Annotated in this window: 13 protein-coding genes; 8 read left to right on the forward strand and 5 right to left on the reverse strand. The window is 56.5% G+C overall.

What is annotated here, in order from left to right; all coding sequences use genetic code 11:
- The coding region (locus Q7O77_RS08210) for a M48 family metallopeptidase (protein WP_304165633.1) at positions 1 to 511 on the forward strand (511 nt) is incomplete at its 5' end.
- A gap of 20 nt (positions 512 to 531) precedes the next feature.
- Positions 532 to 897 (forward strand): arsenate reductase (glutaredoxin), encoded by a 366-nt coding sequence (arsC, locus tag Q7O77_RS08215; RefSeq protein WP_304165636.1) that lies wholly within the window; start codon positions 532 to 534, stop codon positions 895 to 897.
- Between the two features lie 6 nt (positions 898 to 903).
- On the opposite strand, the gene hda is transcribed toward arsC, so the two are convergent.
- The 3 genes from hda to upp all read right to left on the reverse strand — a co-directional run bounded on the left by hda (position 904) and on the right by upp (position 3,823).
- Complete coding sequence (gene hda, locus Q7O77_RS08220; protein ID WP_304165639.1) at positions 904 to 1,611, reverse strand: DnaA inactivator Hda; 708 nt, start codon at positions 1,609 to 1,611, stop codon at positions 904 to 906.
- Positions 1,612 to 1,742: 131 nt separating this feature from the next.
- Entirely contained in the window at positions 1,743 to 3,032 is a 1,290-nt protein-coding gene (uraA, locus tag Q7O77_RS08225; RefSeq protein WP_304165642.1) for a uracil permease, read from the reverse strand.
- 164 nt (positions 3,033 to 3,196) lie between these two features.
- Positions 3,197 to 3,823 (reverse strand): uracil phosphoribosyltransferase, encoded by a 627-nt coding sequence (gene upp / locus Q7O77_RS08230; RefSeq protein ID WP_085652104.1) that lies wholly within the window; start codon positions 3,821 to 3,823, stop codon positions 3,197 to 3,199.
- 232 nt (positions 3,824 to 4,055) lie between these two features.
- Here upp and purM point away from each other — a divergent pair, with 232 nt between their 5' ends.
- The 6 genes from purM (at position 4,056) to Q7O77_RS08260 (ending at position 11,181) form a co-directional block, all read left to right on the forward strand.
- Positions 4,056 to 5,096 carry a phosphoribosylformylglycinamidine cyclo-ligase gene (gene purM / locus Q7O77_RS08235; protein WP_094117649.1) on the forward strand — a complete coding sequence of 347 codons (1,041 nt, stop codon included), beginning with the start codon at positions 4,056 to 4,058 and terminating at the stop codon, positions 5,094 to 5,096.
- Positions 5,093 to 5,731, forward strand: coding sequence for a phosphoribosylglycinamide formyltransferase (gene purN, locus Q7O77_RS08240; RefSeq protein WP_304165646.1), 639 nt, complete (start codon positions 5,093 to 5,095; stop codon positions 5,729 to 5,731). Before purM ends, purN begins: the two co-directional genes overlap by 4 nt.
- A gap of 248 nt (positions 5,732 to 5,979) precedes the next feature.
- Positions 5,980 to 6,801 carry a transporter substrate-binding domain-containing protein gene (locus Q7O77_RS08245; RefSeq protein WP_304165649.1) on the forward strand — a complete coding sequence of 274 codons (822 nt, stop codon included), beginning with the start codon at positions 5,980 to 5,982 and terminating at the stop codon, positions 6,799 to 6,801.
- 38 nt (positions 6,802 to 6,839) lie between these two features.
- Positions 6,840 to 7,658 carry an amino acid ABC transporter permease gene (locus tag Q7O77_RS08250; protein ID WP_369696213.1) on the forward strand — a complete coding sequence of 273 codons (819 nt, stop codon included), beginning with the start codon at positions 6,840 to 6,842 and terminating at the stop codon, positions 7,656 to 7,658.
- 288 nt (positions 7,659 to 7,946) lie between these two features.
- Positions 7,947 to 9,065, forward strand: coding sequence for an ABC transporter substrate-binding protein (locus Q7O77_RS08255; protein ID WP_304165653.1), 1,119 nt, complete (start codon positions 7,947 to 7,949; stop codon positions 9,063 to 9,065).
- Positions 9,058 to 11,181, forward strand: a complete 2,124-nt coding sequence (locus Q7O77_RS08260; RefSeq protein WP_304165656.1) for a TonB-dependent siderophore receptor — start codon at positions 9,058 to 9,060, stop codon at positions 11,179 to 11,181. Before Q7O77_RS08255 ends, Q7O77_RS08260 begins: the two co-directional genes overlap by 8 nt.
- A gap of 214 nt (positions 11,182 to 11,395) precedes the next feature.
- Here the strand turns inward: Q7O77_RS08260 and Q7O77_RS08265 are convergent, their stop codons facing one another.
- Together Q7O77_RS08265 and Q7O77_RS08270 are read right to left on the reverse strand one after the other, a co-directional pair.
- Entirely contained in the window at positions 11,396 to 11,824 is a 429-nt protein-coding gene (locus tag Q7O77_RS08265; RefSeq protein ID WP_085652097.1) for a hypothetical protein, read from the reverse strand.
- Between the two features lie 59 nt (positions 11,825 to 11,883).
- On the reverse strand, positions 11,884 to 12,092 hold a 209-nt coding region (locus Q7O77_RS08270), incomplete at its 5' end, for a hypothetical protein (protein WP_304165662.1).

The following is a 12,092-nucleotide window of genomic DNA, read 5'->3' on the forward strand; positions in this document are numbered from 1 at the left end:
GGCGTACCAGACCAAGAAATACGACAACGCGCGCGCGGCGCTCCAGCCTCTCCTCAACACCTCGCCCACCGACCCATGGTTTCTGGATTTGATGACCGATATTGATATTGGTCAGCAGCGCGCACCGCAGGCCATCGCCCGGCTGCAAAAAATCCCGGAGGCGCAGGTCAATCCGGTGCTGCAACTCAATCTGGCGAACGCCTATGTGGAAGGCCATCAGGCCGCCGCCGCCAGCCGACTTTTGCACAAGTACACCTACGCAAATCCCAGCGATCCCAACGGCTGGGAGCTGCTGGCCCATGCGGCGGCCGATCAGGGCAATCGCAGCGAAGAACTGGCGGCTCGCGCTGAGAGTCTGGCGCTGAACGACAAGCTCGATCAGGCCATCCGCCTGCTGAGCAACGCCAGCGCCCAGAGCCAGCTCGGCAGTCTGGATCAGGCGCGCTACGATGCCCGCATCGACCAGTTGCGCACGCTGCAAAAACGCTTCCAGCAATACGATAAATCCTGATGACACAAGGTAATGACGCAATGAACGACCGAGTGGTGATATATCACAACCCGCGCTGCTCCAAGAGCCGTGAAACGCTGGCTCTGTTGCAGCAGCAGGGCATCGAACCGCAGATCATCCGCTATCTGGATACCCCGCCCGATAGCGATACGCTGGGTAAACTCCTTCAGATGCTCGGCTTTACCCACGCGCGCGATCTGATGCGCCGCAGTGAAACGCTCTATAAGGAATTACATCTGGCGGACGAGACGCTGAGCAACGCTCAGCTGATTGAAGCGATGGCAAGCCATCCTAAATTGATTGAACGCCCAATCGTCGTGGTCGACGGTCAGGCGCGGCTCGGACGGCCACCGGAGAACGTACTGGCGATCCTGCCGCAGAAATAAAGGAGGCTAGAGGTCCAGGGTCTCTTTGACGAAAGGGATGGTCAGCTTGCGCTGCGCTGCGATCGACGCGTGGTCGAGCTGATCCAGCGTGACGAACAGCGTCCGCATTTCGCGATCCAGCCGTTTCAGCAGGAAGCGGCTGACGTCTTCCGGCAGCTCAAATCCGCGCAGTCTGGCCCGCAGCTGTAACGCTTCGCCTTTCTCGTCGTCGGACAATGGCTGCAAGCGGTAGATTTGCCCCCAGTCCAAGCGGGACGCCAGATCGGGCAGTTGCAGATTAAGCTGACGAGGCGGACGATCGCCGGTGATCAACAGCCGCGTGCGACCGCCTTCCTGAATGCGGTTATAGAGATTGAACATCGCCATTTCCCACGCTTCGTCGCCCGCAATCGCTTCGATGTTGTCGATACAGACCAGCGCCAACTGCTCCATCCCGTCCAACACCTCAGGCACAAAATAGGCGCGCTTATCCAACGGCACATAGCCGACGGCTTCGTCTTTACGAGAGAGTTCGGCGCAGGCCGCATGCAGCAGATGACTCCGGCCCCCGCCGTGGCGCGACCAGAAATAGATGTAGCTACCGTGCCGCTGAGTCAATGCCGAATGAAGCGCCGCCAGCAGCGAAGCGTTTTCTCCGGGATAGAAACTGTCAAACGTTTCGTCATCCGGTAAATAAAGCGGTAATGAAAGCTGTGCCGGCGTGTTCAGAAGCACCTCAAACCTAACGGGCAGGAAAACGGGGCAAGTCTATCACAGAAACTTTCCCCTGTTGAACCGGCAGCGCAACTGGCGCCGGGGTCAGGCGTCGCCGTCGGCTAACGACGGCGACGCCTGTCATCACGATATCAATATGAACGCGTTTCTTCATCGGTCGGATCAAGCACGACTTCTTCCTTGCGCAGCGCGGAGATCACGCGGAACAGCAGGCTCAGGAAAATACCCACCACCGTCGCCAGCGCCATCCCCTTCAGTTCGACGGCGCCGAGATGCACTTTCGCACCGCTGACTCCGATGATCAGAATGACCGCCGTCAGGATCAAGTTCTGCGCTTTATCGTAATTCACCTTTGATTCAATCAGCACCCGGATACCCGATGCGGCAATCACTCCATATAACAGCAGCGACACACCGCCCATCACCGGCACGGGAATCGCCTGAATCGCCGCCGCCAGCTTGCCGACGCAGGACAGCAGGATAGCCAGCACCGCGGCACCGCCGATCACCCAGGTGCTGTAGACCTTGGTCAACGCTAATACGCCGATGTTCTCGCCGTAGGTCGTATTCGGCGTGGAACCGAAACAGCCGGAAAACACGGTGGAGATCCCGTTAGCGAACAGTGAACGATGCAGTCCGGGATCACGCATTAAATCTTTCTTGACGATGTTGGCCGTGACCACCAAATGCCCGATGTGTTCGGCAATCACCACCAGCGCAGCCGGCAGAATGGACAGCACGGCAAACCATTCAAAACGCGGCGTATAGAATGTCGGCAGAGCAAACCAGTGCGCCTGAGCGATGGGCGTCAAATCCACCATACCCATAAAGAAGGATAGCGCGTAGCCCGCCACCACACCGACGAGAATAGGGATAATCGCCAGAAAGCCGCGAAACATCACCGATCCCAAAATGGTGACGGCCAGCGTCGCCAGCGACACAATCACGGCATGGGTATCGACGCTCGCGCCATCGGCAGGCAACAGCCCCGCCATCCCAGCCGCCACGCTGGCCAGCTCCAGACCGATCACCGCAACAATCGCGCCCATCGCCGCGGGAGGAAAAATGACCGAAAGCCAGCCGATCCCTATCTTTTTCACCATCAGGGCCACCAGACAGAACAGCACGCCGCAAATAATGAATCCGCCCAACGCCAGCTCATAGCCCAGCGGCAACAGCAACAGCACCGGCGAGATAAACGCGAAACTGGACCCCAGATAAGCCGGAATTTTTCCTTTGCAAATAAACAGATACACCAACGTCCCGATACCGTTGAACAGCAATACGGTGGCGGGATTGATTTTAAACAGAATCGGAACCAACACCGTCGCGCCGAACATGGCGAACAGGTGCTGCAGGCTCAACGGGAGGGTTTGTAACAACGGTGGCCGTTCACTAACGCCGATGGCGCGACGAGTCATCTTGTTATTCCTTTCTCTGAGGTGTTGAAAAACCAATCAGCGGAGCAATCGCCCCGCTTGAACACAATGTCTCTCCGGGTGAACCGCCGCCTTACTGGCGCAGACGGCGCCCCGGAAAATAAGCCCAAAAAAAACCGGCTCTTCAGCCGGCTCATCGTATCTGCTTATTTGGTACCGAACAGCTTGTCGCCGGCATCGCCTAGGCCCGGCATAATGTATCCGTGTTCGTTCAGCCCCTGATCGATGGATGCGGTGTAAAGCTCAACATCCGGATGGGCTTTCTCCAGCGCGGCAATCCCTTCCGGGGCCGCAACCAGCACCAGCAGCTTGATACGCTTGCAGCCAGCTTTCTTCAACAGGTCGATCGTGGCGATCATGGAACCGCCGGTCGCCAGCATCGGATCAACCACCAACGCCATACGCTCGTCGATATTGGACGCCAGTTTCTGGAAATATGGCACCGGCTCCAGCGTCTCTTCATCACGGTACATCCCCACCACGCTGATGCGCGCGCTGGGCAGGTTTTCCAGTACCCCTTCCATCATCCCCAGACCGGCGCGCAAAATCGGCACAACCGTAATTTTTTTGCCCTTGATCTGGTCGATTTCAACCGGTCCGCACCACCCTTCGATGGTGACTTTCTCCATGACCAAATCTGCCGTGGCGACATACGTCAGCAGGCTCCCGATTTCCGATGCCAGCTCACGAAAACGCTTGGTGCTGATATCCTGCTCGCGCAACAGGCCCAGTTTGTGTCTGACTAATGGGTGTTTAACCTCTACGATCTTCATTTTTCTTCTCCCCTTCGGCTACGGACGGCAAAAAAATCGCCGGATTATACCGCTTTTACAAGCGGGAACATACGACCGTGGGTGATCCAGATCAAACCGCCCGGGGAATTAGACGCCTGATTTCCTAAAAGCCCCCGCCGGTACGCGCCGCTCGCAAACGTTTGCTTACGCTGTTAGAATTGCCCCGCTCCATTTTCCAATCACCAAACGTAACCTCCGTGGGGACTCCGCAGTGACCGATAAAACCTCTCTCAGCTATAAAGACGCAGGCGTGGATATTGATGCAGGCAATGCATTGGTGGGACGAATTAAAGGCGTAGTGAAACAAACTCGACGCCCGGAAGTCATGGGAGGTCTGGGAGGGTTCGGCGCCCTGTGCGCCCTGCCGCAAAAATACCGCGAGCCGGTGCTGGTTTCTGGCACCGATGGCGTCGGCACCAAACTGCGTCTGGCGATGGACCTGAAACGTCATGACACTATCGGCATCGACCTGGTGGCCATGTGCGTCAATGATTTGGTCGTCGCTGGCGCCGAACCGCTGTTCTTCCTCGACTATTACGCCACCGGCAAGCTGGACGTGGACACCGCCGCCAGCGTTATTACCGGTATCGCCGAAGGCTGTAAACAGTCCGGCTGCGCACTGGTCGGCGGCGAAACGGCGGAAATGCCGGGGATGTATCACGGCGAAGATTATGACGTCGCTGGTTTCTGCGTCGGCGTTGTCGAAAAATCAGAAATCATCGACGGCAGCAAAGTACGCGAAGGCGACGCCCTGATCGCATTAGCCTCCAGCGGCCCGCACTCCAATGGCTATTCGCTGGTACGCAAAATTTTGGAATTCAGCAACACCGATCCGGCAACCGAACAGCTGGACGGCAAGCCGTTGGCCGATCACCTGCTGGCGCCGACTAAAATCTACGTGAAATCCATCCTGTCGCTGATTGAGAAAATGGATGCTCACGCTATCTGCCACCTGACCGGCGGCGGTTTCTGGGAAAATATTCCGCGCGTCCTGCCGGAAGGCATGCAGGCGACTCTCGACGAGTCCAGCTGGCAGTGGCCGTCTGTCTTCAACTGGCTGCAAACAGCCGGTAACGTCAGCCGCCATGAAATGTACCGCACCTTCAACTGCGGCGTGGGGATGATCGTCGCCCTGCCGGTCGAGCAGGTAGAAGAAGCAATCGCTTTACTGAACGCCAACGGTGAAAAAGCCTGGAAAATCGGTAACATTAACCGTACCGATACCGGAGAAACCGTGGTTATTAACGCATGAAAAATATCGTTGTGCTGATTTCGGGTGAAGGAACTAACCTGCAAGCGCTGATCTCTGCCTGTGAACGCAACCGCGTCAAAGGCAAGATCGCCGCCGTTTTCAGCAACAATCCCGAAGCGGGGGGATTGACCCGTGCGCAGGACGCTCATATTCCAACGCACGTGTTGTCCCCGACTGAAGAGGTCGACCGCGTCGCTTTTGACGCGGCGCTGGCGGACGAAATAGAGAAGTATCAGCCCGACGTCATCGTACTGGCGGGCTATATGCGCATACTGAGCGCCGAGTTCGTTTCCCGATTCGAGGGAAAAACACTGAACATTCACCCTTCCCTTCTGCCGAAATACCCCGGACTGCATACGCACCGTCAGGCGATGAAAAATCGCGACCGGCTGCATGGCGCCTCGGTGCATTTCGTCACTGAAGCGCTGGACGGTGGACCGATCGTACTGCAAGCGCGCGTCCCCATCTTCGACGATGACGAAGAGCAGGATGTGAAGGCGAGAGTGCAGACGCAGGAGCACACCATCTACCCGCTGGCGATCAACTGGTTGCTGGAAGGTCGTTTGAAAATGAAAGATAACGAAGCCTGGCTGGACGGTATTCGTATCCCGCCGCACGGCTACGCCGCCGACTAAATCATCTTTTGCCCCGAACGCACTTGCCGACGGGGCCTATCATGAGTATTCTCCCCCGCTTTTTACCCGTTTACGATCCTGAAGCCGGGGCCGCAAGGTTCGGCGAGTCGTCATTCGGCGCGAGTAATAGCTGACAGGACACGCCTGCTATTTATAAGATACCTCTTTTGAGCGTGCTTTTTCCGCTGAGAGCCGCCATTCTGTAAAAGGGATTTTAGAGTTAGCATCCTGATTAATAGGGAAAACAAATGAAAAAACTTTTCACATTGATGATGCTCGGGTTGGCGATGTGCGCCTCCAGCATCCCCTCTCAGGCCGGAACTACTCTCGACCGGGTCAACCAGACCGGTGTTCTGCGCAATGTCCTGTTCAACGACTATCCACCGTTCAGCTACATCGATGACAATAATCAGCTGGTCGGTTTTGACGTGGATGTCGCTAAGGCCATCGCACAGAAGCTGGGCGTCAAACTGCAGCTGGCGACGCCAGGTTGGGAAGCCATCGTCGGCGGACGCTGGCAGGGGCGCTGGGACCTGTGCGTTTGTTCCATGACGCCGAACCCCGAGCGTGAAAAAGTCCTCGATTTCGCCACGCCTTACTACAGCACCTACGCCGTGCTGATCGTGCATAAAGACGAAAAACAGATTCAATCGGCGGCGGACCTCAGCAACAAACGCGTGGGATTGGGCCTTGGCTCCAGCTATGAAAGCTATCTCAACAAAAGCCTCGTGATCCCGGGTGGAAAGCCGATCAGCTTCCCGTTCCAAAGCGTGCAAGCGATCCCGACCGATGAGGCCATCGCCTTCCAGAATCTGGCGCTCGGTCCCGGCAAACGTCTGGATGCCGTGATTTCCGACCGCATCACCGCCAAGCCTCGTCTGGCGCGCATGACGCAGCTGCGTATCGTGTCAACGCTGTACTCCGAACCCAACTGGATCGCCACCGATAAAGGTGACCCGGAATGGACCGCAAAGCTGGTGGAAACCCTTAACGCCCTGCGCGCCGACGGGACGATGTCGCGCATCTCGCAGCAGTGGTTTGGCGAAGACATCACCGAGATTGCTCAATAATGACTCAGCAAACACCGTCTTCCTCGCCTCGCGATAAGATGCGCGCACCGGCGCGAAGCCAGGATAACCGTTTAGGGTTCCGCGTTCGTGCCGGGCTGACCTGGCTACTGCTGATCGGACTGCTCTTCTGGCTGTTTGCCAGCATGCATTTGGACACTGACCTGATCCGTCAAAAGCTGCCGTCCATGTTAGGGCTGCATCTGTCGCCAGATGGTTTTATTCAAGGCGCGGTGCTCAGTATCGTCATCACCGTCATATCCATGCTGTTCTGCATTCTGCTCGCCGTGATCACCGCGATGGGCCGTCTCTCCTCAAGCGCACTGGCCTTTGGCTGCGCCACGTTTTATGTCTCGCTATTCCGCGGTACGCCGCTGCTGGTGCAGGTGCTCATCATCTACCTCGCCTTGCCGCAGGTTGGGATCGTCATGGGGGCCTTCACCTCAGGCATTATCGCGTTGTCGCTCAATTATGGCGCCTATCTGGCCGAAACCATCCGCAGCGGCGTGTTGTCGGTGCCGCGCGGCCAGAAAGAAGCCGCCATGGCGCTGGGGCTATCACGCTGGACCATCATCACGCACGTCATTACGCCGCAGGCGTTGCGCATCATTATCCCGCCCGCGGGTTCGCAGTTTATTTCCATGATCAAGGATTCGTCGCTGGTCTCTCTGATGGGACTGTGGGAATTGAACTTTTTGGCGCAGTCTTACGGCCGAAGCACCTATCACTACATGGAAATGCTGACCTCCGCCGCCGCAATTTACTGGCTGATGTCGATGGTGCTGGAATTACTGCAAACACGCCTTGAGCGTCATTTCGCGCGCGGCTACGAACGCCACGATCGCAAAGACGCCGCCTGAATACGCTCGCCGACGGCCGGTGGTTCATCTCCCGGCCACCGGCGGGTGCTGCATTGAGCCGATAGCGTTTCGGTTCGTATAACGCGAAACGAACGCTATCGCCAGATTCGCCCCTCCCTTCCTGTCTTGTTCACGTGCTAAAGCGCATTTTATTTATTTACGAAACACGCTAAATGTCTTTGAGATAAAAGGTTTTTAATTTCTATCCCGATACCCCTGCATTATCTGTATTGAAAATCCCAATAATAATTATTATCTTTCGCTGCTTGATTGATACGGATAATTTACATGCGCCCGGTACTTCCTTACATCGCTTTGCTGATTTGCAGTCTGTTCAGTGCGCTGTCTCCTGCGAAAACCGTCACCGACATCATGGGACGCCAGGTCAGCATTCCGGATAATCCCCAACGCATCGTGCTCGGCGAAAGCCGTATGCTGTACACGCTCGCGCTGCTGGAACCCGGCAATCCGGCGCAGCGCATCGTGGGTTGGCCTAACGATCTGGCGCGCTACGACGCCCAAAGCTGGCATAAATACACCCAAAAATTCCCGGCCATCGCCCAAATTCCTATTTTGGGCAACGGCAATCTCAACACCATCAACGCTGAAATCCTGCTCCCACTCAAACCCGATCTGGTGATCCTGCCGCGTCTGGCGAAAGGATCAGATAATGAACAGCGTTTGCAGCAAGTTCTGACGGAAGCCGGTATTCCCTATATCTACGTCGATCTGCGCATCGAACTGCTCAAAAACACCCTTCCCAGCCTTCAACTGCTGGGCGAAGCGCTGAACCGGCCCGAACGTGCCGCAGCGTTCAGCGCCTTTTATCAGCGGCATATGGACGTTATCCGCGACCGCATCAGCCGCTATCAGGGCAAAAAAACCACCGTCATGTTGCACCTGCATCTGGGTCGACGTGATACCTGCTGCACCACCGCCGTCAACGGGAATCTGGGCGAACTGCTCGACTTCGCCGGCGGTGACAACATCGCCAAAGGCACCATCCACGGCGTGTACGGCGAGCTCAACCCCGAACAGGCGCTGGCCGCCAGACCGGACGTCTATATCGCCACCGGCATGGCCGGGCCGGAGGGGAAACGCCTATCCAACCTGATGCTTGGCCCAGAAGTGACGCCGGAGGAGGCCCGCGACAGCTTCAGCACGCTGCTGCTGCAACAGCCGTTACTCTCGCATCTGGAGGCGGTGCAATCCGGCAGAGCCTGGAGTATGTGGCACAACTTTTACCTCAGCCCTTATCACGTCGTGATGGTGGAAATGTTCGCCAAAGCGCTTTACCCGTCGCTGTTTAGCGATATCGACCCGCAACACACCTTACAACAACTCTATCAGCAATTTTTACCGATCGATTTTTCAGGGACCTATTGGAGTCAGTTATCACATGAATAATCATTTATGGCGCAAAGGTTGGCCGTTGTTGGCCGTTATGCCTTTCACCACGCAGGCGGCGACGCAACCCCCCTCGCAGGAAGAGACGCTGGTCGTGACTCGCGACACAACGCCCTCCAGCGCCAAGGAGAGCGGCTATCAGCCTCACAAGACGGTAACGGGTACGCGTACCGAAAGTCGCCTGCTGGACGTGCCTCAGGCTGTTAACGTCGTCCCTCAGCAAGTCCTGCAGGACTGGTCGGCGACCAACATCGACGAAGCGCTCTACAATGTCAGCGGCATTACCCAGTCCAACACGCTGGGCGGAACGCAGGATGCATTGATTAAGCGCGGCTTCGGGGATAACCGTGACGGATCGATTTTCCATGACGGCGTGCGTTCTATTCAGGCGCGTAACTTTACGCCGACCAGCGAGCGTGTCGAAGTGCTGAAAGGACCCGCCTCCATGCTGTTCGGCATGGGCGAACCCGGCGGCGTGATTAACGTCATCACCAAAAAACCTGAATTGGTGCAGAAAACCCATATTGAAGGCTGGAACAGCAGCTTTAACGGCGGCGGCGGACAGCTGGACGTCACCGGTCCGATAAGCGATTCCGGACTCGCTTATCGCATGATCGTCGATCACGACGAAACCGACTACTGGCGCAATTTCGGCCGCAACCGCCAAACCACCCTCGCACCGTCACTGATGTGGTACGGAGAGGACACCACCTTACGCGTCGCTTACGAGCATCAAGAATACCTGACGCCCTTTGACCGCGGCACGGTCATTGACAGCCGTACCGGCAAACCGGTCGATGTCCCACGCGACCGCCGTTTCGATGAAAGCTATAACGCCACTCGCGGCGATCAGGACACCCTGACGTTCCAGGCGGATCACAACCTGTCCGACCGCTGGAAAACCAGCCTGACCTATGCTTATAGCCGCAACCGCTACAACGATAATCAGGCGCGCGCCACCAAATACAACGCCACGACCGGCGCGCTGACCCGTCAGGCCGACTCGACCGGTTACGCGCATAGTCAGTCCCAGGCTGTTCAGCTGACGCTAAACGGCGATATCGATTGGGGGCAGACCAACCATCAGCTGCTCTTCGGCGTCGACCACGAAGCCGATCGGACCTACCGCGGCGATATGATCCGCGGCACCGCCGTTACCAACTTCAACGTCTACAATCCGGTCTACGGACTGCTGCCCGCCTCGACTTCCGTCAGCGCCGCGGACAGCGACCAGCGTGAAAACGTCGACAGCACAGGCGTGTTCATGCAGGATGCCATCCGTCTCAACGCTAACTGGATGCTGTTAGGCGGACTGCGTTACGACCACTTCGACGTCATGTCCGGTAAAGGTCGTCCGTTCGTCGCCAACACCGATGGCTCATACGGCCGTCTCGTTCCGCGCGCCGGTATCGTTTATAACCTGACGTCCTACTCCTCTCTGTACGCCAGCTATAGCGAATCCTTCAAGCCGAACACCTCTATCGCCACCCAGATCGGCGCGCTGCCGCCGGAACTGGGCAAATCCTATGAAATTGGCGCCAAACTGGATCTGCCTAACCGCATCACCGCCAACATCGCGCTGTTCGACATTCACAAACGCAACGTGATGGTCAGCGAAGACGTTGGCGGTGAGACCGTCACGCGCACCGCGGGCAAAGTGCGTTCACAAGGGGTTGAACTGGATATGGCAGGCAAGCTGACCGATTCACTCAGTCTGATTGGTAGCTACGCCTACACGGATGCGCGCGTTACCTCCGACCCGGACAACAACGGCAACCGGATGCCGAACGCGGCACGTCACACCGCATCGCTGTTCCTGACGCAGGACTTTGGCAACCTTGGGCTGCATGCGGGAGACAATCTGCGCGTCGGTGCAGGCGCGCGCTACGTCGGACGCAGAGCGGGCGATGCCGCCAACAGCTTCACGCTGGACGATTACACCGTCGCCGATGCTTTCGTTTCCTATAGCCTGCCTATCCACGGCTATGCGGTGAAATGGCAGCTGAACGTGAAAAACCTGTTCGACAAAACATACTACCCTTCCAGCGGCAGCAATCTGCGCGTGTCCGTGGGCGAACCCCGGGAAGTGGTACTGCGCGCCAGCGTAGACTTCTAATTCTTGCTCGGCCGTCACTGCTCCGGAAACGGGGCAGTGCTTTTTCTCTTCACTTTATTCATAGCGAAGTTTCAGCGTCACTGTCTGCCATCCGGTGGGTTGCGCGACATGGGGATATTTGCGGATATTGAGGTGTGTTCAGAGGGAGAAGGTCGTGAGATATTCTGTGAGGAAAACTGCCCGGCGCTGAGCGCCAGGCAAGCAGGTAACGTTATTATTTAACGCTGGCGATGGTGCCTTTATAACCGGTAACAACCACGTGCAGCTGTTTGAACACGCCGTAGTCTTTAGTGGTCACTTCGTAACGCGGAGCGACGATCAGATCTGCGCCAGACGCTTTAACTGCGTTGTAAGCTGCAGCAGATTTCACGGAAGCAGAAGCGTCCATGAAAGACAGCGCGCCGCCGGCACCGTAGCTTACGCCATCGATGTATTTGTCGCCTTCACCCCATTTAAGAACACCGAACAGGACGTTTGCAGACGCTTCGCCACTGATTTTTTCACCCACGGTGATGTCAGCTTTAACGGAAGATTCAACACGGCCTTCCAGGCCTGCAGTCGGCTGGCTGGTATTATAAGAGGAACAGCCCGCCAGCAGAGATACCGCGAAAGCCGCTGCGGCTAATTTGAATTTATTATTCATGGTGTGTAATCCCTTTACTTTAAAATGAAAAAAACTTCGCAGTTCGAAGCCAAGGAATATTATTTACTTTTAGTTTTAATTACCAGAACGCCTATCTGACGCAAGAATAAAACACCCTCGGTAGAAATGTGATTTTCATTTTCAACCACAAGCACATCAATTAAACAGGCCCAGGCACCGTCCTGCCTGACCTCCCCCCGATTTATTACCATCACTTTCCATTCATTAACGCTTAAATAAGCAGCAGAATAATTAATCTGTCTCTTAT

Origin of the sequence: Lonsdalea britannica, assembly GCF_946477055.1 — a bacterium.
Classification (GTDB): Bacteria; Pseudomonadota; Gammaproteobacteria; order Enterobacterales; family Enterobacteriaceae; genus Lonsdalea; species Lonsdalea britannica_A.